The organism is Emticicia aquatica (assembly GCF_923079645.1).
GTDB classification, from domain to species: domain Bacteria; phylum Bacteroidota; class Bacteroidia; order Cytophagales; family Spirosomataceae; genus Emticicia; species Emticicia aquatica.
Genome location: NZ_CAKLPY010000001.1, coordinates 12,151 through 33,492 on the forward strand (window position 1 = coordinate 12,151; position 21,342 = coordinate 33,492).

General features: G+C 33.4%; 15 protein-coding genes. 10 read left to right on the top strand and 5 right to left on the bottom strand.

The genetic code is table 11. The features are described from left to right. The first annotated feature begins 499 nt into the window (after positions 1 to 499). The 4 genes from MJQ71_RS00025 (at position 500) to MJQ71_RS00040 (ending at position 8,726) form a co-directional block, all read left to right on the top strand. Entirely contained in the window at positions 500 to 3,247 is a 2,748-nt protein-coding gene (locus MJQ71_RS00025; protein ID WP_238803664.1) for a PAS domain S-box protein, read from the top strand. Positions 3,248 to 3,655: 408 nt separating this feature from the next. Beyond that, complete coding sequence (locus MJQ71_RS00030; RefSeq protein WP_238803665.1) at positions 3,656 to 4,384, top strand: LytR/AlgR family response regulator transcription factor; 729 nt, start codon at positions 3,656 to 3,658, stop codon at positions 4,382 to 4,384. Positions 4,385 to 4,465: 81 nt separating this feature from the next. Continuing rightward, entirely contained in the window at positions 4,466 to 5,674 is a 1,209-nt protein-coding gene (gene sbcD / locus MJQ71_RS00035; RefSeq protein WP_238803666.1) for an exonuclease subunit SbcD, read from the top strand. Continuing rightward, positions 5,664 to 8,726 (top strand): AAA family ATPase, encoded by a 3,063-nt coding sequence (locus MJQ71_RS00040; RefSeq protein ID WP_238803667.1) that lies wholly within the window; start codon positions 5,664 to 5,666, stop codon positions 8,724 to 8,726. Before sbcD ends, MJQ71_RS00040 begins: the two co-directional genes overlap by 11 nt. Before the next feature lie 40 nt (positions 8,727 to 8,766). Here MJQ71_RS00040 and MJQ71_RS00045 read toward each other — a convergent pair whose 3' ends face one another. Next, a complete protein-coding gene (locus MJQ71_RS00045) occupies positions 8,767 to 9,066 on the bottom strand; it encodes a thioredoxin family protein (RefSeq protein WP_238803668.1) in 300 nt (99 codons plus the stop codon). A 162-nt stretch (positions 9,067 to 9,228) separates the two neighbouring features. Between MJQ71_RS00045 and MJQ71_RS00050 the strand changes: the two genes are divergently transcribed. Further along, the gene (locus tag MJQ71_RS00050) at positions 9,229 to 10,152 is read left to right on the top strand and encodes an RluA family pseudouridine synthase (protein WP_238803669.1); all 924 of its coding nucleotides are present in this window, start codon (positions 9,229 to 9,231) and stop codon (positions 10,150 to 10,152) included. A 57-nt stretch (positions 10,153 to 10,209) separates the two neighbouring features. Here MJQ71_RS00050 and MJQ71_RS00055 read toward each other — a convergent pair whose 3' ends face one another. The 3 genes from MJQ71_RS00055 to MJQ71_RS00065 all read right to left on the bottom strand — a co-directional run bounded on the left by MJQ71_RS00055 (position 10,210) and on the right by MJQ71_RS00065 (position 12,544). Then, positions 10,210 to 10,734 (bottom strand): hypothetical protein, encoded by a 525-nt coding sequence (locus tag MJQ71_RS00055; protein WP_238803670.1) that lies wholly within the window; start codon positions 10,732 to 10,734, stop codon positions 10,210 to 10,212. A 228-nt stretch (positions 10,735 to 10,962) separates the two neighbouring features. Further along, complete coding sequence (locus tag MJQ71_RS00060) at positions 10,963 to 12,117, bottom strand: dipeptidase (RefSeq protein WP_238803671.1); 1,155 nt, start codon at positions 12,115 to 12,117, stop codon at positions 10,963 to 10,965. 124 nt (positions 12,118 to 12,241) lie between these two features. After that, positions 12,242 to 12,544 carry a DUF4286 family protein gene (locus tag MJQ71_RS00065; RefSeq protein ID WP_238803672.1) on the bottom strand — a complete coding sequence of 101 codons (303 nt, stop codon included), beginning with the start codon at positions 12,542 to 12,544 and terminating at the stop codon, positions 12,242 to 12,244. Between the two features lie 185 nt (positions 12,545 to 12,729). Between MJQ71_RS00065 and MJQ71_RS00070 the strand changes: the two genes are divergently transcribed. The 5 genes from MJQ71_RS00070 to MJQ71_RS00090 all read left to right on the top strand — a co-directional run bounded on the left by MJQ71_RS00070 (position 12,730) and on the right by MJQ71_RS00090 (position 20,320). After that, complete coding sequence (locus MJQ71_RS00070; RefSeq protein ID WP_238803673.1) at positions 12,730 to 15,183, top strand: YfhO family protein; 2,454 nt, start codon at positions 12,730 to 12,732, stop codon at positions 15,181 to 15,183. A 49-nt stretch (positions 15,184 to 15,232) separates the two neighbouring features. Next, positions 15,233 to 16,162, top strand: a complete 930-nt coding sequence (locus tag MJQ71_RS00075; RefSeq protein WP_238803674.1) for a class I SAM-dependent methyltransferase — start codon at positions 15,233 to 15,235, stop codon at positions 16,160 to 16,162. Between the two features lie 26 nt (positions 16,163 to 16,188). Then, a complete protein-coding gene (locus tag MJQ71_RS00080; RefSeq protein ID WP_238803675.1) occupies positions 16,189 to 17,370 on the top strand; it encodes an MFS transporter in 1,182 nt (393 codons plus the stop codon). 207 nt (positions 17,371 to 17,577) lie between these two features. Continuing rightward, entirely contained in the window at positions 17,578 to 19,296 is a 1,719-nt protein-coding gene (locus MJQ71_RS00085; protein ID WP_238803676.1) for a T9SS type A sorting domain-containing protein, read from the top strand. A 91-nt stretch (positions 19,297 to 19,387) separates the two neighbouring features. Further along, a complete protein-coding gene (locus MJQ71_RS00090; RefSeq protein WP_238803677.1) occupies positions 19,388 to 20,320 on the top strand; it encodes a YihY/virulence factor BrkB family protein in 933 nt (310 codons plus the stop codon). 69 nt (positions 20,321 to 20,389) lie between these two features. Here MJQ71_RS00090 and dapA read toward each other — a convergent pair whose 3' ends face one another. Then, positions 20,390 to 21,274, bottom strand: a complete 885-nt coding sequence (gene dapA, locus MJQ71_RS00095; protein WP_238803678.1) for a 4-hydroxy-tetrahydrodipicolinate synthase — start codon at positions 21,272 to 21,274, stop codon at positions 20,390 to 20,392. Positions 21,275 to 21,342: the final 68 nt, after the last annotated feature.

The window sequence follows — 21,342 nt, forward strand, 5'->3', positions numbered from 1 at the left end:
TGACATTGTTGGTGAAATAAATGTTTTTAAAATTTCTTCTTAAGAGGCTATTTTTTTAAAATTAATTAAAATGAAATGTTTAAAAGGGGAATTAATAAACGAGAACAAATGAACTAAGTCTTAAAAATAGACCGCCAAATAATAGGAAAGATTGATGTTCTAAAATGATAATTTTTTATGAGTATAATTGACTAGGTTTATGTTAAAATAGGTAATTATGATATAAATAAGGCAAATAAATTAGTCATTTTTTTAGGAAAGAAGAGCCATTATTTTAAGAAAAATACCATTCACCGATTATTGAATACTATTCGTAGATTTTGAAAGAGTTCCTTGAGATTTAGGTTCAAAAAACTACGTTAATCAATGTTACATTAGACAAATTTCAATTTTGTAGCTTTATTCAATCAATTTATTAATTATTATTAAACGGTTAAATTTAGTAATTATGGAGTGATTTTTTTCAAATGTATCCATTAAATAATTTTCTCTAAAATTTATGAAAAACTTTACAACAAGCTTACTCAATAATCGTGCCAAATTTATTAAAAAATTTAGTCTCCTAATCCATTGCTTAGGCATAAAATCAAGCAAAGATTTCATTACTGACTGTGAAACACTCAAGGCGAATGTTAAAGACCTTTTTATGGTGGTTGACACAAACGGAAACATTCTCTATGTGAAAGAGAATATCCAAAAATTGTTAGGACACAACATAAATGTGTTTTCTAAACTATATCTCTTTCGTACTTACTCAAGTTTTATTGCCGAAATATTTAGAAAAGCCATAAATGAGAACGAATGGACTTATCCATACATTGAGTTTCCCTTCAAAAATTCAAACGGACAATATATTTGGATTCGAGTAAGCTTTTCATTGACCAAAATTCATGATGCACTTTTCATTATTGCAACGGCAAAAGATGTAAGTATTAAGAGAAATACTTTTAATCAACTTGAATTAACGCATTCCTGGTCAAAGATTCTCATCGAAAACCTGAAAGAAGGGATTATTATGGAAGACCAAAATCGCCGATTACTCATAACGAATAAGGCCTTATTGGATATTTTTGATATGAATTTAGATCCAATAAATTTGGTTGGAGCGGATTGTGAAAATGTTGCACAGCAGCTGAAAAATGTTTTCATTTCTTCAGAAGAGTTTATTGAGAAAATTCATTTGAATATTGTGAATAAGACGAATGTAATTGCGGAAATTTTGAAAATGAAAAATGGAAAAATTCTCGAAAGAGATTATTATCCAATTTTAAACAGTAATGGCCAATATAGCCATATTTGGAAATATCGAGATATTACGCAAGAGTTTACAGTTACTGAAAGAATCATGCAAAGTGAAGAAAAGTATCGAGGTATCATTGAAAACATGGAGCTCGGTATTTTAGAAGTTGATAACAACGATACTATTGTTAATGCCTATGAAAAGTTTTGTAAAATGGTTGGTTACGAAAAAGAAGAATTGATAGGCCAAAAAGCACATGATGTATTTTTAAGTAAAGAATATTTTCATAGTTTCTCCGAAACTCAAAAAAAACGCGAAAGTGGTGAAAGTAGCACTTATGAACTGCCTTTATTGAAAAAAGATGGTTCTATCGTATGGATGTTAATTTCGGGTACGCCAGTAATTGAATTTAACGGCAAAAGTATTGGCTCAATAGGTATACATTATGATATTACAGAGAGAAAAAGATTAGAAGAAGATCTAAGATTGGCGAACAGAATAGCTATTGAAGCCAAAGAAAGTGAACAATTGTTTTTAGCCAATATGACCCACGAATTAAAAACACCAATCAATGCGATTGTCGGCATGGGAGATTTATTAAAATTGAGTAAACTTGATACCGAACAAAAAGATTATGTAGAGGTTTTGGATACTTCAACCAAATTTTTACAAAAATTGGTTTCAGATATTCTTGATACCTCAAAAATTGAGACAGGTAACGTTTATATTAAAAATGAAATATTTGACTTAAATAAGTTATTATATAATGTAACTCAGGTTTTTGAATATAGCCTTCTCAAGAAAAATGTAAAATTAGAATACGACTTTGATTGTCAAAAAGTTTTGTTGCTTTCAGGCGACAGTATGTTGATGCAGCAAATAATAACAAATCTATTGTCTAATGCAGAAAAATTTACAAACGAAGGAAAAGTAGTTCTAAGCGTAAAAACAACCGAATTAGATACGAAAAAAATTAAAGTTAAAATAAGCGTTCAAGATACAGGAATTGGCTTTGATAATTCTCAAAAAGAAATAATTTTTGATAAATTCAAACAACTTCCATCAGTTAACATGCACAAATCGCAAGGAACTGGTTTGGGACTTAGCATCGTCAAAAAACTTATTGAACTACAAGGAGGCGAAATACAAGTGGAAAGTTTGGTAGGAAAAGGTTCGACGTTTTCGTTTGAACTCATTTTTGAAAAAGTAATACCGTCTAAAAACCAAGTTGAAGTCTTCAATAAATTTTCAAATGCTGTAAGTTTACGAAATATCAAAATTTTGGTAATCGAAGACAACGAACTGAATCAACAATACATCGAAAGGGTACTTAATAAGTGGTCTGTTCAGTTCGAAATGGCGAAGTCAGGCGAAGAAGGCATAGTGAAATTTGCCAATAATCATTTTGATTTAGTTTTATTAGATTTACAATTACCAGGAATTGATGGTTTTCAGACTGCTACTAGACTAAGAATTGATAATCAAGAAAAGTTTTTTGTCATTATTGCCATGACAGCGGTAGTTTCGCCAAATATAGAACGAGATGTCCTAAAATTTGGTATGGATGATATTGTAAAGAAACCATTTACGATCAATGAACTTCATGATAAAATTACATATTATTTTCCAGAAGATAATAAAAGTGATGTCAGTCATGAAACCATTCCTTTTTTTGGTGAATTAGATGCTAGTTTCCTAGCAAAGTTTTATGGAAATGACAAAAACTATGCAATTGAAGTTTTTGATACTTTTCAACAACGATATTTTACTGATTTTAAAAAAATTCTGAAAACCATTGATGAAACCCCAATTATAGAAGCTAAAAAGAAACTACATTCCATAAAACCTTCTTTTAGAATGGTTGGTTTGACGATGGTTGAAGATGAAATTGACAAATTTCTGAAACAAAAAAAGAATGATACTGACAAATTTAAAAATCATTTCTCGGAAGAAGAACTTGATAATATGCAACGTAAAATAGCAATACAAATTAACATGCTGAAGTAATAAATTAGGCCTTTATCAACTATTTTAAAATAAATGAATCTTAAATAACTCAATTAGCATTAAAAATAGCAGCCACAAGAAACAATTATTGTTTTTTGTGGTTAACATATTTATGTAATAATTTTGAAACTCATTATACCTTAAATAGTGTTTACTTGAATCCTTTCAAAAACATTTTAATATAGTGTTTCTTCTCTCAAAAAGTAATTTATAAATTTTAATTATTGCTCAATTACTTATTTTTTATATTAAAAAAATAGGTGAGTAATATGTCTTTCATCGGGTTAGCTGCTCAACTGATAGATTTTTGCTTGCACTTCATCGACTTTAAATGTTTTTTTTTTATTAAATTATGATATTCGCTAAAATATTATTCAGAAAAAATGCTATCCTATAAACTTGTAACTTATGAATTGTATAATAATAGAAGATGATTATCTGTCACAGCAAACGATTCTGAAGTGTTGTCAATCATTTGGAAAGGAAATTAATGTTTTAAGAGTTTTTAATAATGTGGAGGATGCAGAAGAATATATCAAAAATAGTACAAAAAAAATTGATTTGATATTTTTGGATATAATTTTACCGGGCAAGAGTGGAATTGATTTTATTTCAGATTTACTGATAATGCCTTATATAATTATGACCACAGCCTATGAGAATTATGCAGTAAAAGCTTTTGATTTGAACGTTGTAGATTACTTAAAGAAACCAATTATTTTCCGTCGATTTGCACAATCAGTAGAAAAAGTAAAGAAATTAATCAAACTAGACGAAGAAAAGGGAGAAAGTGAAACAATTGTTCTTAAAAATAAAGGAACAATACTGAGATTTCATACCCATGATATAGATTATATTGAGTCTTATTCAGACTATATCAAGCTATTTATTAAGCAACAACCATTTCTACACCTTACTTCGCTAAAATCAATTAAGGAAAAACTTCATTCTGAAAAATTTATACAAATCCACCGACGGTTTATCGTAAATAGTGAAAAGATAAGTTATATCAATCAAAATAAAGTCTCAATCATTGGATATCCTAATTTAGAGCTACCAATAAGCAGAGCATTAAGAAAAGATTTTTATAAAAACTTTTTGGGCGATGAAGAAGCAATGAAAGAAAGTGTTTCGTAAGAAACTCTTTTGCGACAAAAACCTTAAAAAAATGGCATATCTCGAAAGGATGTGCCATTTTTGTTGTGTTTAAATACGAATATGAAAATACTACATACCGCCGATTGGCATTTGGGCAAAAAACTACATAAACACGACCTCTCGAAAGACCACCAAATGTTTTTGGATTGGTTGATAAATCTTATTCAAGAAAAAAGCATTGATTTATTACTCATTTCGGGCGATATTTTCGACTTGGCAAATCCACCCATCGAAGCTCGCACGATGTATTATTGGTTTTTACGCCAGATGATTCAACTCAAATGTAAAATCATTGTCACAGGCGGAAATCACGACTCGGCTTTGATGCTCGACGCTCCAAAAGAAATTCTTCAACTGCTTGATATAAAGGTAGTTGGCGGTGCAACAAACCCAATAGTAAACGAAATTGTAGCACTTGAAAACCTAGTGGTTTGTGCCGTTCCGTACCTACGTGATGCTGATTTAAGACAGGCAATTGAGGGCGAAAGTGGTACGTCAAGGATTGAAAATGTGCGTTTGGGAATTAAAAAACATTACGACGAATTGGCTGAAATTTGTCAAAAAAAGTACCTTAATGTTCCAATAATTGCAATGGGACATTTGTATGCGAATGGCTCAATAAGTTCGGAATCGGAACGAGAAATTCAGATTGGAAATTTGGCTTCGGTTGATGGCAATGATTTTTCAAAAACGTTCAATTATGTAGCTTTAGGGCATATTCATCGGCCACAAATCATTGGCGGAAACGAGCGAATTCGTTATTCTGGTTCACCAATCCCGTTGAGTTTTAGCGAGAAAAACGACCAAAAAATTGTAATAATTCTTGAAGTTTCAGAAAACAAAATCCAGCAAATAAGCGAAGTACAAGTGCCAAAATTTAGAGAATTAAAATTGATTTCGGGAACAATCGAAAACGTAAAATCAAAATTAATTGCTTTTCAAAACGAAGCTCCTTTAAAATCATTTCTGGAAGTTGAAGTAATTGAAGATAATTTTAATCCGTTGATTATCAAAGAATTAAATGATTTAATTGGTGTTTTTGATGATGAAAATGCCATCGTTTTAAAACATAAAATTAGTTTCAAAAATGAAGTAAAAAGTAGCGAAGAACTTTTCGTTGAAGGACAAAACCTAGAAGATATTTCAGAAAAAGAAATGCTACAAAAACGCTTAGAACGAGAAAATGCACTTTCAGAAATACACAAAGAAATGATGATGGAAGCCTTCACCGAATTATTACTTATGGTTGAACAAGACGATGAAAATTAATAAAATATACCTCAAAAATATCAATTCATTCAAAGGTGAACATCGGATTGATTTTACCGATAATCCGTTGGCTTCTGCAGGACTTTTTGCCATCGTTGGCCCAACAGGTGCTGGGAAATCCACACTTTTGGATGCCATTACACTGGCACTTTTTAACCAAATTCCAAGATTTGACAAAAAAATATCCAAAGATTTTGTCGCTTCGGCAGGGTCAATTCTAACCAAAGGTGAGCGAGAATGTGCCGTAGAAGTGGAATATTCGTGTAAATCAGGCAATTTTGTGTCAAAATGGTGGATTGAAATGAACCGCAATCAAAATCTCAATGATTACGGAATGGAAATTACTGACTTGCAATCTGGGCAACTATTGCCACTCAAAAAAAGCGAAGTCCCAAAGCGAAATGAAGATTTAATAGGGCTTTCGTATGACCAATTTATCAAGTCGATTTTGCTTTCTCAAGGTGAATTTGCTAAGTTTTTAAAATCAGGAAAGGACGAACGAGGAAAACTTCTTGAAGACATAACAGGCACACAAATTTACCGAAAATTAGGAAAAAAAGCCTTTGAAATTGCCAAAGAAAAAGGACAAATACTTAAAGATTTACGCACCAATATCGAAACTGAAAACCGAAAACTAAGTAGCCCCGAACAAGAGCAAACTTGGCTCAATCGTAAAACCGAAATTGAGCAGTTTCTGAAAGATTTGGACAGTCAATTACAGGTGTTAAAAACCAAAATTGAAATCAAAAATCAGATTCAAAGTATTCAGAAAAGTATTTTAGAGAAAAACGGAAAACTATTAAAAGAACGTCAAAATCTTCAAGAATTTGAAAGTTTTGACGCAAAAAAACTTCAAAATCACGAAAAAGCAGAACCTTTTCAAGCAAAAATATTCCAATTTGAAAGTCAACAAAAAGACCTAAAAAACCTTCAAGAGCGTTTCATAAATGAAGAAAAAAGTTTAGCCGATAATAATGCTTTACTAAACAGAATTCTGATTAAAATTGGTGTTTTGACGAAAGAGAATAATACGATTAATTTTGAAAATGCTTTAGAAATACTCCAAAATTTCAGAGAAAAACTGAGCGAACTCGAAAACCAAAGAAGTGGACAAGGTGCAACTAAAAAGGCTAATGAAAATCAAATTGGCGAATTACTTAATAAAATTTCTGAGACAACGTTGCGGTTTGATTACCAACAAATTACTGATGATATCATCGAAAATATCAAAAATGTTGGTGTTCGACACAAAACCATGCTGGATGAAAATTATGCATTAGCTAAAATTAATAATTTGGATGAAGTACAAGCCAAAAGAGAAAATTTAGCTACCGAAATCCGAAATTATAGTGATTTAAAACAGCTTGTATGGGAATATCTGAAAATTACTGATGATATAAAAAAGGAACAAGAACAAGAAAATCAACAAAATGCTTTTATTAAAAATCAGAAACCAGAACTTGGAAAAATACAAAATTTTGTTTTGGAAATTGGACTAAAAATCAAGCAATTTGAAGCTGAAAAAGAGATTTTAGGTAAATCATTTAATTTTGAAAAAGACCGCCAATCTTTACTGAAAAAAGATGAACCCTGTCCACTTTGTGGCTCATTGGAACATCCATTTCTGAGCCATTATGCCAATAATTATGTTGAAATTGATTTGAAATTAAACGAAGCCAAAAAGGAAGAAAAAGCCTTGGTTGAAGCCTTTCAAGAACTGAATTCAAAATTGGCTTCAGCAGAAATTTTACTAAAAAATGCTGTTGAAAAAACAAAGGTTTTTAATGAGCAAATCGTAACAATAAAAGATAAAATAGAAGAAAAAAAGCAAACTTTAAATCTAGAAAAAGTAGGAGGGAATACCGATATTATTGACGCTCAAATCAAAGCCATTGAAGTACAACAAAATGCACTCAACGGAATTGAAAACAAGGCCGAAAAACTCAAAGATTTGCAGCATTTATATCGACTTTGCGTAGCAACTAAAATTTTGCAAAATGAATGTAAATTGCTGCTCATCAAAGTAAAAGGCTTGTACAATGGAGTTAATTTTGAAAAAGAGTATAATGAAATTCAGACTTGGTTTGTGAAAACTCAAGCCAATATTCAGTCTTCTAAAAAAATCATTTCTGAACTTAAAGAGGAAATTTTACCTAAACAAAAAATACATGAAAACGAGAAAATTAATCTAGAAAATCAAATAAAAAATATTGGATTTGAAGACTTGAAAACTTGCCAATTAGCCATTTTAAGTAGCGAAAATGCCAAGATATTAAGAGATAAGAAACAAGCCCTACTTTTGGCGATTCAGACTTTAGTTGAACAAATAAAAGAACACCAAATAGAACTAAGTAAGGCTCAAGAAAATGACGATACCAACGTAGATTTGGATGTAATTATAGCCCAACAAAATGAAACCATCACAAAGCAAGAAGAGATTAAAAAAGAACAAGTTCAAATATCGGTTAATTTGGTAACTCAGACTAAAATAAAGGAAGCCATTAATGGACTGCAAATACAATTGGTAAGCTTAGAAAAAGACAATTTGAAATGGGAACTATTAGATAAATATATTGGCAATGCGGATGGTAAAAAATTCGCTACTTTTGCTCAAGGACTTACTTTATCTCGATTGATGGCTTTGGCAAATCGTCGATTAATCGATTTGTCGGACAGGTATTTATTAGACAAACCAAGCGAACAAGAGGAAGATGAATTGATGATTGTTGACCTTTATATGGGCAATGAACGACGGTCGGTAAAGACGCTTTCGGGTGGAGAAACTTTTATGATAAGTTTATCTTTGGCTTTGGCTTTGTCGGATTTGGCTTCTAAAAATATTAAACTTGATAGCTTATTTATTGATGAAGGTTTTGGTACGCTCGACCCAGAAACGCTAGATTTAGCACTGAATACGCTAGAAAAATTACAGCAAGAAGCTCAAAAAAATATTGGAATTATTTCACACGTTGAGTCGATTAAAGAGCGAATTGCAACGCAAATTCGTCTTGAAAGAAATAATCGAGGTTTTAGTCAAATTGTGATTTCGTAGATTTTTTCTATTAAAAAAAGCTTGTTTTGTAGTCGAAAGACTACAAAACGCTTCTGAAAGCTCTCAATACTTCAGGCACTGAAATAAGCCCAGTATGACGCCATAGTTGTTTGCTTTTTTGGAAAAGTATTAATGTTGGTACTGCTTCAATTTTATATTTTTTACGAAGGGCAGCATTTTTATCGACATCAATTTTCATTACTAAAACATCGTCGTCTAATTCTTCGACTAATTGATTAAGCATTGAATCAATTTTTCTACAAGGTTTGCACCATTCTGCTGTGAAATCTATTAAAACGGGTTCGTCAGACCCAACTAATTCTTCAAATGTACCTGTCATTTCGTTTTTTGTTTACTGAATTTATATTACATTTTTTTAGCTGTTTTGGTTCTATTATGAGGTTTAAAACCATTATCAACGCTCTTATGAAATCATTTTAACAGATTTTCTGCCTACCTTTGGGTAAATAATGGAGATTTTAAGCAAAATATTACTGTTGAAATGAGAGAAAATAATAATAGAACCAAACCCCAATCTACCAATCGTGTTACGAAACCAGAATCTACCCAATTTAAAGTGACATCAGAAACTGAACTTTTGGTGTTTTTGTTGGCCAAAATTACACAGAAAAGTAGAAATGATGTCAAGGTTTTGTTGAGAGACAAACAGATTTTTGTTGATGGAAAACCAATTACACAGTTCAACCATCCATTAAAACCTGAACAAATTGTTGAGGTAAAGTGGAAAAAAGGACCTGAAGAACAAAAATATCGGGGATTAAATATTGTTTTTGAAGACCAGTATATTATCGTTATCGAAAAGCAAGCAGGCGTTCTTTCGATTGCCACCGAAAAGCAAAAAGACAATACTGCTTATAGTATTTTGAGTGGTCATGTAAAAAAACAAAGCCCAAGTAATCGTATTTTTGTGGTGCATCGCCTTGACCGTGAAACATCGGGTTTGATGATGTTTGCAAAAAGTGAAAAAGTACAAAAATTATTACAAGAATCATGGAATGCAACCATCGAAGAACGTACTTATTTGGCTGTTGTAGAAGGTTATGTACAGAAAAAAGAAGATACAATTATTTCATATTTGGTTGAAAGTAAAGCTTTAATCGTTTATTCAAACAAAAATTCAGAAGTTGGACAAAAAGCAATTACGCATTATGAAGTCCTAAAAAGCAATAAAAACTACTCCTTATTGAAGGTAAATCTTGAAACGGGTCGAAAAAATCAGATTAGGGTTCACGCCAAAGATATTGGTCATCCAGTTGTTGGCGATAATAAATATGGAGCAACACAAGACCCAATAAAGCGTTTGGGGCTTCATGCTTGGATTTTGTCATTTAAGCATCCAATTACAGGAAAACAGTTAAGTTTTGAAACAGAAATGCCTACAAAGTTTGTCAATTTGTTTGGATGAAAATATATTTGGCGAACGTATTTTTCAAAAAATTACGCTCGCCAAATGAATATTCTTCTAGTTAGAACCAATAAGTCGAGTTTTGATTTTTGAGTAAAACTTCAGCTTTAAAGTGAATTTTACTGGAGCTTGATTGACTGTTCCGTTATAATAAACGGTTACTTTATTTGGAGCTTGAATCAAAAAATTTTCCAATTTTGATGCTGCATTTGAATCATAAACCAAATCGGTTTCTTTGTCCTCAATCGACGCAAGATTGATGTTACTAAAACTTCCAAGATTTACTTTATTACCACCATTGCTATCTGCAATATCGAATGTCGCATTGGCGATTTGAGTATTTGGCCCATCAAAGTTGCTAATCGTGTAAGTTACCCTTGAAATATTTATGTCGCTGAGTTTCTTCAAGTATTTATTGAATGTTTCATCTGTTGTTGGGTCTAATAATTTCGTGCCGCTATACTGAGTACCTGTTTTATTTACATCGATTGTCATTTCGTTTGATGTATTTACAGATAAGGTCGGAAAATCCTTACAAGATGCCAAAACTAGCATTGAGGCGATAAAAATGTACTTTTTCATGGTGTTTTGTTTAGTTTTATTGAAATCTACTTGTCTGTTAGGACAGCTATTTTATTGCTATCTTATATCATAAAAATAGATGACAATTATCTTCAAAAAAATGATAAATGAGCGGGTAGATTTATGATAGAAATCAGCTAAATGATTAAGATTAGCATAAAAGCAAAAGGTGTTTCTGACAAATTCAGAAACACCTTTTGCTTATTTTTACAAAAAATTAGATAATGGTCAATCGGGCAGGTTTCTCAAGAAAAAATCTCTGATATTTCCACCCATAATTTGTTCTATTTCTGATTTTGTAAAACCTTCTTTTTGTAAGGCAGTTACAATCAGCGGTAAACCTGTCACATCGAAGTGCGTACCAATTGCTCCGTCAAAATCTGAGCCTAAACCAACTTTATCAACGCCTATTTTATCAGCAACGTAACGAATACTTTTTGCTGTTGCGGCAGCGTCTGTGCCGCAAACGGCAGTTTCCCACAAGCCGATTCCGACTAAACCGTTGTGTTTGCCAATGGCAATTAATTGCTCATCGGTTAAGTTTCGATTATTGTCACAAACACCTTTTACCCTAGTATGTGAAACTAAAACAGGACCATTATGTAACCTCAAAACATCACTGATAGTCTTTTGGGAAGCGTGTGCAAGGTCAATTGTGATATGAAGGTCGGTCATTTTTTTTATCAATTGTTTGCCTTTTTCAGTCAAACCTTCTTTTTTCATGCCATGAGCCGAACCCGCCCATTCGTTATCAAAAAAATGGGTTAATCCAATATATCGAACGCCAGCTTTGCTAAATTCATCCAAATTATTTAACTCAGTTTCTAAGCAATGAGCACCTTCAATGCCCAACATTCCAGCAGCCAAATTATGGTTTTTTTGACGGTCATCAATGTATTGTTGTAGTTCCTTTTTGTTGGTAATTACTCTAAATTTTCCATTTGAATTTTGAGCAAAATCGTGTAAATCGTTACATTGATTCAAAGCACGGGTTTTAATGCTAAACCAGTTTGCAGGAGCTTTTAATTGGGCAAAATTCAGTAATGCAACTTGGTCGGTATGGTCATCGTTTTTTTCGATATTGATGCCTCTCGGCGTTTTGCTAACGATTGTGAAAACCTGAAATGCCAAATTTGCTTGTAACATCCTTGGCAAATCAACATGTCCATAATCGTGTTGATTCAAGAAGTTTCTATCCCAAAGTAAGGCATCACAATGTAAATCAGCAATAAAGGAAATAGAATTATAAAAACTGTTTTTCGGAAAAGTTTCTCTCAAAACCACTTTATTCATTGACTTGTCGAGGTATTGAGGAGCAAAGGAAAAAAATATAATGGCAATCAGAAGAACAATTGCTGAAGCAATTTTAATTAATTTTTTCATCGGTTGGTTTTTTAGAAGGTTGATTTAAAAGTAATTTTACAGAATTAATCTAAAACATCCAAGAGGCATAAAACAAAAGCCTTCTGCTCAACAGAAGGCTTTTGTTGAAAGCGTGCGTGTTGTTCTAAACTTCTTCGAGCAACGAACTAAACAATACGTATTTTCCTCTGAAAAGCATATTATGTCTGTCTAAAAGTTGTTCTTTATAGTTCATCTCAAAACTCATATAATCTTCCATTTCATCGAAATAAAATTGAAAGGTATAGGTATTTCCGCCATTTTCTACTTCGGTCAATAATTTTAAAATTTTGCAGCTCTTGGGAAGCTTTGTGGCAATAACGGCTGGCATAAAATTGGCCTTCATCCACTTTAGCCATTGGTCATGAATTCGACTTTCGATATTGAAAGTTATGTTAAAAAGGAGCATTACGACATCAGTTTTGTTGATATTAGCACAAAGTTCGTAAAGATTTTTGGTCTTGTTCCTACTTAAATTAATTTTCTTTGCGTTCTTTGTAATATAATTGTAGCACAATTTTGATAATTGTGTTGGCAAGTCGGAAACTTGCTATACAAAGTAAAAGATTATTATCCATCCTATTTTTTTAAACAATGTTCAAAAAATATTTCCCTCATCTCATCGCAGTTGTTGGTTTTGTGGTTGTCAGCTTTATGTATGCTTCTCCACTTTTGCAAGGAAAAAGACTTGCGATGCACGATACTCAAATGGCAGCTGCATCGGCAAAAGAATTAAATGATTTTCATAAGCAAACGGGCGAGTGGGCTTGGTGGACGAATTCAATGTTTGGAGGGATGCCAGGTTTCATGGTTGCTGGTGAATATGAGAATAGTTTGCCAACAAAAATAGGGTCTTTCTACATGAATAGCATTCCGTCGCCAGCCAATGTTTTGATACTGCTGATGCTCGGGTTTTTTGTTTTAATGCGAGTGCTTAAGGTAAACAATTGGCTTGGTTTTTTCGGGTCAATTGCCTACGCATTAAATACTTATAATCTATTATTTTTGGAAGCGGGTCATGTTTCTAAAATTATTGCCATTGCTTTCGCTCCTGCTGTTTTAGCATCATTTATTGCAGTTTTCAGAGGAAGATATTTGCTAGGATTAGCATTGACGACTTTTTTTATGTCAATGGAGTTTTACGGAAATCACCCACAAATAACTTATTATCTATTCTTTTTATTAGGAATTTACGTGCTTTTTGAAAGTTATTTGCATGTTAAAAAAGGCAATTTTGGCGGATTATTAAAGGCTTACGTTATTGTGTTTGTAGGCTCGTTAATTGGCATGAGTACGCATGGAATGCACCTTTGGAACAACTTCGTTTATTCAAAAGAAACCACTCGTGGTAAATCAGATTTGACTTTAGGAAATCTTAATCAATCAGCCGATGGCTTGGGTCGAGATTATGCTTTTTCATACAGTCCAGGCAAAATAGAAAGCTTAACTTTATTAGCTCCGAATTTTGTGGGAGGGGCGTCGAGAGAGAATTTAGGTGAAAAGTCTGAAACATATAAAATGCTCATCAATAAGGGTGTTGACCAAGCTGCGGCATCGCAATTTAGTTCTAATCTGCCCTTGTATTTTGGTCCGCAATCTTTCGTTTCAGGCTCTAATTATTCGGGAATAATCATTTTGTTTTTGTTTATTTTGGGAATGATTATCCTGCGAGATGGCCTTCGATATGTGTTATTATTGACTTCTATTTTATATTTATTTATCAGTTGGGGAGCTAGTTTTAGTGGTTTCAATTTCTTCATGTTCGACTATTTTCCTTATTTTAATAAATTTAGAGATAGTAAAATGGTTGTTACGCTCATGCATTTGTGTTTTGTTTTAGGAGCAATGCTTGGCATTAAAAAAATCATGGATGATAAAATGACATTTGCTGAATTGAAAAAGCCACTGATATACAGCTTAGGTGGACTCTTTTTGGCAATGATTGTTGGCTATTTATCGCTTGATTTTGTTGCAGCAGGTGATGCTGAAATGTTGAAAGGAATGGCTCAAGCAAATGGACAAGACTTTGCCAATTCGTTTTCAACTTCGCTCATTGCTGACCGTCAATCGATGGTAATGAGCGATCTGCTTCGCTCTATTTTTCTGTTAATTATTTCGGCTGGATTACTTTGGGCATTTACAACCGAAAAAATTAAAACTACGGTTTTTGTAGTTGTTTTGGGTGTTTTATTGGCATTAGACCTTGCTTTGGTTGATAAAAGATATTTTAATAATGATGATTTTCAACCAAAATCACGAATTGCTGAGGTGTTTAATCCTTCTCCTGCCGATGAACAAATTATGCAAGACAAAGACCCTGATTTTAGAGTGGTTGATATGGCCACAAATCAAGGCTTTTTTGCAGATGCAACAGCGTCATATTTTCATAAATCGGTGGGTGGGTATCATGGTGCAAAATTGAAGCGAATCCAAGAGTTATACGACAATGCCATTACAAAAGATGGTAAATATAATTTGTCGATTTTTGATATGCTCAACACAAAATATTTTATAACACCAGGGCAAGACGGAAATCCAGTGGCTCAACTTAATCCGAATGCTTTAGGAAATGCGTGGTTTGTAGGGGAAATTAAAATAGTTAAAAATGCAGATGAAGAAATCAAAGCAGTTGGTAATTTTAACCCTCGCTCAGTTGCTTTTGTAGATGAAAGATTTAAGCAATATCTTACTGAAAAAACTTTGAAACAAGATTCTACGGCAATAATTAAATTGACAGAATATAAACCCAATCATTTAACCTACGAATCAAACTCTGCTTCCAGCCAAGTAGCTATTTTCTCTGAAATTTATTATCGTGGCAATGAAGATTGGAAATCTTTCGTAGATGGTAAAGAAACGCCACATTTTAGAGCGAACTATGTGCTTCGTGCAATGGTTGTGCCTGCAGGAAAGCATAAGGTAGAGTTTAAGTTTCAGCCAAAATCGGTGGCTATTGGAGCTAAAATTGACTTAATTGCTTCAATTCTTATGGTTTTGTTGATTGTTGGGGCAGTAGTTATTGAAATTCGTTCAAAAAAAGAAGCTTGATTATTAATTTAAAAATGTGACCCAAATTGTGGTTACAAATAAAATAAAGATGAATTGTATCCTGTGCAATAGTAGCGATGTAAAGGTTTTAGAAGAAATAGAACCGTCTATTTTGAAAGAAATATATGAACAAAAAGGTATAAAAGTTAAGCAGTTTTTTACTTCCAAAGACTTAAATCTTTGCGAGTGTGGCTCGTGCCAATTACTTTATTTTACTCCACCCGCTGTCGGTGATGGAGCTTTTTATGGTGAATTACAACAGAAAATAAATGGTTATTATCTGAAAGAAAAAGAAGATTTCGTAATGGCCGCTCGACACATTAATAGTGGAGAAAGTGTGTTGGAGATTGGTTGTGGTGAAGGAAATTTTACGAATTATATTACAACTGATAATTATGTTGGACTTGAATTTAACGAAGATGCCATTGCCATTGCACAAAAGAAAGGCCTAAATGTCATCAATCAATCAATCGAGGATTTTGCCAAACAAAACCCCGAAAAATATGATGTAGCATGTTATTTTCAAGTGCTCGAACACGTACCTGAACCAAGCCAATTTATTACAGAATCGTTGAAATGCCTTAAAAAAGGAGGTAAATTGATATTTGCAGTTCCGAGTGAAGATACTTTTTTACGCTTCGGAGTAAATCTATTTTTGAATGCTCCACCGCATCATATTACTCGTTGGCGAGATGCAGTTTTCACTGAAATGCAAAAAAGTTTTCCAATAAAATTAAAGGCTGTTATTCACGAAAAATTACATAGAATTCACCATGTATTTTATTTGCAATGTACGATTTATGAATCTCTCCGTAAAATACTAGGGATACCCTTTAAAAATTTCGTGCGAAATGACGATAAATCTTATTCACTTTTCAAAATAAGTTTCTTATTGAGTAAAATTCTTTCACCAGTTTATTTCCTTTTCAAAAAAGATGCTATTGGGCAGTCGGTGATTGTAGTTTACGAAAAAGAGTAGGGTATGATTTAAAAAGTTCATCTAAAATGGATATTAGCTCCAAACGCCCATCTTATTTTTTATTGGTTTTGATTTTTGCTCAGTTTGCTGGAACAACACTTTGGCTTTCTGGAAATGCTGTTGTGGGGCAAATTGAGTCAGAATTAGGCGTAAAACTGGGCGGTTGGCTCACGTCGTCGGTACAATTAGGATTTATTATTGGTACGTTGATGAATGCTATTTTTGCCGTACCCGAACGAGTTTTAAGTTCAAGACTTTTCTTGGCTTCTGCTCTTTTAGGAGCGTTAGCGAATTTGAGTGTAACCGTTATTCCTCTCAATGTTTCTACGGTTTTATTGAGTCGCTTTTTGACAGGTCTTTTTCTCGCAGGAATTTATCCAATCGGAATGAAAATAGCGGCCGATTGGTACGGCAAAGATTTAGGTCGAGCGATGGGATATTTGGTAGGTGCTTTGGTTTTAGGAAAAGCTTTTCCGTATCTGTTGAAAGGTATTAGTTTTGAACTTCCATGGAAAGAGTTTTTATTTTGTATTAGTGTTATTTCATTCGTTGGTGGACTTTTACTTTGGACGCTTTTACCAGATAAATCATTGCCATCACAAAGAAATAAATTTTCTGTGAAAGCATTATCTGTGCTATTTAAAGTCCCCAAACTACGTGCTGCGGCTTTCGGTTATTTTGGTCACATGTGGGAATTATATACTTTTTGGACTTTTTTGCCCATAATTTGGAAAATTTATGCTGCATCCCATTCCGAGTATCAAATAAATATTCCAATGGCTACTTTCAGTATTATTGCCATAGGATTTTTGGGTTGTTGGCTTGGAGGATTACTTTCGCTCAAATTTGGCAGTGGAAAAATAGCGTTGATTCAACTGATACTTTCGGCAGTTTGTTGCGTTATATTACCATTTTGTATTGATTCTTCTTTTGTTTTGTTTACTATTTTGATGTTCATTTGGGGGGTAACCGTTGTGGGGGATTCTCCGCAGTTTTCTACGCTTGTTTCTCGATTTGCTTTGCCAGAGCGTCGTGGAAGTATCATTACTTTGGTTACTAGTATCGGCTTTGCTATAACGATAGTTTCGATTCAATTGATTGATTTTCTTTTGTCAAAATTTCCCTCTAACTTAAGTGTATTTTTTATTTTATGTCTTGGACCATTGGTTGGTTTTTGGGCAAGTGCGAAGCAAATTTATAAGGAATAAACAAACGAAATTAGTAGGTTATTTCAATAAGTAAAATATGCTTCCTATTTTTGAATAAAGTAAAAAATTACTATTCAGATAAAGAATAGTTTAATTTTTCATATTTTTATTAGCTCTACACAAAATTGACTATCAAAATACTCCACTAAACTTTGTGCTTGTTTTTTGACAAATCATTTTTTATGAAACTTTCCTAAATAAATCTCTATGAAAAATCTCATCATTTTTCTTCTACAAATCAGTTGTTGTTATAGCCAAATTCCTGCATTTCCAGGGGCGGAGGGTTTTGGAGCAAATGCCACAGGCGGTCGTGGCGGGAGCGTATATTATGTTACAAACCTAAATTGTTCGGGTGCAGGCTCGTTGCAATTTGGACTAAATCAGTCGGGAGCGAAGTATATTTTATTCAAAGTGAGCGGGGTGATTCCGTGTGCGGCGGAGGTTTTCAAGGGTGATGTAACGATTGCTGGACAGACGTCACCAGGTGGAATTATTGTTCGAGGGATAGTATTGGATGAAATTTATGAAGAAAACACCGTTTCTCGGAACGTAATCATTCGCCATTTACGTTCGAGACCAAAGCCAACCCAAGTTTTGCCCAATCAAGGATATGTTTTGGATGATGGTCTAAGGCTTGATGGTGCATCAAATGTCATTGTTGACCATTGTTCGTTTGCAAATGCGATTGATGAAAGTGTACAGATTTCAAATTCTCGTAATATTTCTGTTCAAAATTGTATGCTTGCTGAAACTTTGGGTGAGCATTTTTATTTGGGCGGAATGCTACTGAATTATTCAACGGCAACGCATCAACAAGATAATATCAGTATTCATCATAATGTTTGGAACAGAATAGGTGGGCGTTTTCCTGAGATTTCTTGCGAATCGCCTTTTTGTAGCTCAAATCCATTAAATATTGAGGTTTCTTCTAATCTTTTATGGGACCAACAGATTCAGACTTGGTATAATTCATGTACAACGGGTGGAAGTGATTGCCAAAATTTTCGTTTAAATATGAATTATACGAATAATTTTTCGGTTGCCAGAAACAACTATAATGGTCCTTTGGCAACCTCTGATTTTATAAATAACCCAAATAATAATCTGTTCGTTTCGGGAAATAAAATGAGAAATTATGCACAATATGCTGATTATCAGTTGTTTTATTGTTGCAATGATTTTAACGTAAATGCTCCTAATACTGATTTAGGTTCGGCAGTAAGATTGGGTACTAGAAATGCTTTTCCACTCATTTCAACAACTTTAGCGGCTGATTTGCAACAATATGTAATCAAAAATGTGGGAGCGTTCCCCCGTGACCCAATGGATAGACGTTTGATAAATCCAATTTCTCAAAACGTAATTGCTTCACAAATTATTGATGGAGTTGATTATTTCAACGATGCGTTTCAGCTAGATTTTATAACAGCACCAACGGCTCCAATTGATAGTGATAACGATGGAATGCCTAACGAATGGGAAACCGCTAATGGATTAAACCCAAATCTTGAAGACCATAATGGTACACAACTTTCTAAAAAGTTTACGGGAGTGAATGGTTACACGAATCTTGAATGTTATTTGAATGAACTTTCGGATAAAAAAATTGGGAATACAAGTATAATTATTAATCCACCAAGTACGACGATAACGAGTTTAGAATTAAATACGACCGAAAGAGTTTCTGCAACCATAAGTCCAAATCCGAGCGAAGTCGGTATTTTGATAAAAGTGAATGGGCAAGCAGGTAGTGCATGGCGATTTGAGATGATTGATACTTTGGGCAGAATATTAACCGAGGAAAGCAATATTGTAACGGCGGAAAAGACTTTTTTACTACCAAGGCTGATTCAAAACGGCACTTATTTTATTAAAATTTATTTAGATGGGTCAACGATTGAACAACGAATTGTTGTTTTAAAATGAGCTAAATATTACCATACAAGTATTTTGGAAATGTATAATTGCGTCTAATTTAGTTTGTTTTTACTAAATTTGACTAAAAATCACCATCTTTGTGGAAACAACGATATACTTTTCCTTGAAACGCATCATTAAATTTCTTCAAAGTATCTATCTGTGGGATACCACGGTTTCGCTTTATCATGTTCTTAAAATACTCTGGAAAAAAATTATAACATTCGATATTGACCAGCGTGCGGCATCTGTTTCGTATAGCTTTTTATTGGCTGTTTTTCCTGGGGTAATATTTTTATTTACGCTCATTCCGTACATTCCTATCGAGCATCTTGACCGCCTTATTATGGAGTTTTTGCGTGATGCAATGCCCCAAGGAATCTATGAAAATACATCGTTTACAATTCAAGACATTGTGAGCCGTCGTCGAAGCGATGTGTTATCATTTGGTTTCTTTTTTACTGTTTTTGCTGCAACCAACGGAATGATGGCCTTGATGAGAGCATTCAATATGGCTTTACAAGTACGAGAAAAAAGGTCTTATTTGAAAGCTCGAATGATGGCTTTATTTCTTACGGTCTTATTGATTGTTGTGTTGATTTGTGCAATTTTGGTATTGGTTGTTGGAACAATTGTGATTGATTTTTTATTCGATAAAGGTCTTCTCAATGAAGATTTTAACTTTTATTTGCTTCAAATTGTGCGTTATGGAGGGATTTTCCTGATTTTTTATCTGGGTATTTGTGCTATTTATTATTTTGCCCCAGCTGTGCATAAACGCCTTAGTTTTTTTAATTTTGGAGCGTTAATTTCTTCTGTTTTAGGTATTTTAGTAACTAATTTATTTTCATTTTATTTAGCTAATTTTAACTCTTACAACAAATTATATGGTTCAATCGGAACATTGATTGCTCTTATGGTTTGGATTTATTTGGTTGCCTTGATTTTGATTTTAGGCTTTGAAATTAACATTTCTGTGCGTGATGCTTTGATGGTTCACGGAATAAAAATAAAAAGTGAGGAAACCGAATAGTAAGTAACATTTTAGATACAAAAAAACCGTAAGTGTTGCTTACGGTTTTTTATATGAATAAGAAAAATATTATTTCCAGAAATTCTCAGCGTTCATTGCTTTGGTGAGTTTTGCACCTAATTCTTCGGAAGCTTTTACTAATGGCAAACGAACTTCAGAGCTACAAATTCCTTTTATTTCACAACATTTCTTGATTCCCACAGGATTAGATTCTGCATAAAGCAAAGTATCAAAATCTAAGAATCGGTGCTGAAGAGCGGCAGCTTCATCAAAATTGCCTTTTAATGCTGCCCAAGTCATTTCTCCAAATTCTTTTGGGAAAGCATTAGCAATTACAGAAATCACTCCACTAAAACCAATACTTACGGCTGCTGTTACCAAATTATCATCGCCCGATAATAAAAGAAAATCTTTTGGACATCGTTTGGCTAATTCAATGGCATTTTCAATACTACTGGCATCTTTTATTCCAATAATATTCGGATGTTTTGCTAACTCTAAAACAGTCGGAATCTGTAAATGCGTAACTGTTCGCCCTGGCACATTATATAATAAAACAGGAACTGGCGAAGCATCCGCAATGGCTGTGAAATGAGCAATCAGACCCGCTTGAGATGGTTTATTATAATAAGGACAAACGGATAAGATAGCCGAAACTCCGCTCAAATCGGTGTTCTTAATAGTTTCAAGAACTACTTTTGTATTATTTCCACCTAGGCCATATACGATTGGCAGATTCTTGGCATTATGTTCTTTCGTGAATTTCAATAAATCGGCTTTTTCTTGGGCAGTAGTAGTAGAGGTTTCGCCCGTAGTGCCTTGAACAACGAGGTAGTCAACGCCACCTTCACTCGTAAATTCGAGTAAGCGACGAAACCCATCGTAATCAATTTCATGATTTTGGTCAAATGGTGTAATTAGAGCAACACCGACGCCCATCAATGGATGTTCCATTATATTCGTATTGTTTTTTTCGAGCTGTAAAATAAGCCAGAAAATTGTATTAAAGAAAGATTTTTACT

Excerpts from the sequence above, each read along its gene's own strand:
- MJQ71_RS00025 (WP_238803664.1), top strand. The coding sequence starts at position 500 with ATGAAAAACTTTACAACAAGCTTACTCAATAATCGTGCCAAATTTATT.
- MJQ71_RS00030 (WP_238803665.1), top strand. The coding sequence starts at position 3,656 with ATGAATTGTATAATAATAGAAGATGATTATCTGTCACAGCAAACGATT.
- sbcD (WP_238803666.1), top strand. The coding sequence starts at position 4,466 with ATGAAAATACTACATACCGCCGATTGGCATTTGGGCAAAAAACTACAT.
- MJQ71_RS00040 (WP_238803667.1), top strand. The coding sequence starts at position 5,664 with ATGAAAATTAATAAAATATACCTCAAAAATATCAATTCATTCAAAGGT.
- MJQ71_RS00045 (WP_238803668.1), bottom strand. The coding sequence starts at position 9,066 with ATGACAGGTACATTTGAAGAATTAGTTGGGTCTGACGAACCCGTTTTA.
- MJQ71_RS00050 (WP_238803669.1), top strand. The coding sequence starts at position 9,229 with ATGAGAGAAAATAATAATAGAACCAAACCCCAATCTACCAATCGTGTT.
- MJQ71_RS00055 (WP_238803670.1), bottom strand. The coding sequence starts at position 10,734 with ATGAAAAAGTACATTTTTATCGCCTCAATGCTAGTTTTGGCATCTTGT.
- MJQ71_RS00060 (WP_238803671.1), bottom strand. The coding sequence starts at position 12,117 with ATGAAAAAATTAATTAAAATTGCTTCAGCAATTGTTCTTCTGATTGCC.
- MJQ71_RS00065 (WP_238803672.1), bottom strand. The coding sequence starts at position 12,544 with ATGCTCCTTTTTAACATAACTTTCAATATCGAAAGTCGAATTCATGAC.
- MJQ71_RS00070 (WP_238803673.1), top strand. The coding sequence starts at position 12,730 with ATGTTCAAAAAATATTTCCCTCATCTCATCGCAGTTGTTGGTTTTGTG.
- MJQ71_RS00075 (WP_238803674.1), top strand. The coding sequence starts at position 15,233 with ATGAATTGTATCCTGTGCAATAGTAGCGATGTAAAGGTTTTAGAAGAA.
- MJQ71_RS00080 (WP_238803675.1), top strand. The coding sequence starts at position 16,189 with ATGGATATTAGCTCCAAACGCCCATCTTATTTTTTATTGGTTTTGATT.
- MJQ71_RS00085 (WP_238803676.1), top strand. The coding sequence starts at position 17,578 with ATGAAAAATCTCATCATTTTTCTTCTACAAATCAGTTGTTGTTATAGC.
- dapA (WP_238803678.1), bottom strand. The coding sequence starts at position 21,274 with ATGGAACATCCATTGATGGGCGTCGGTGTTGCTCTAATTACACCATTT.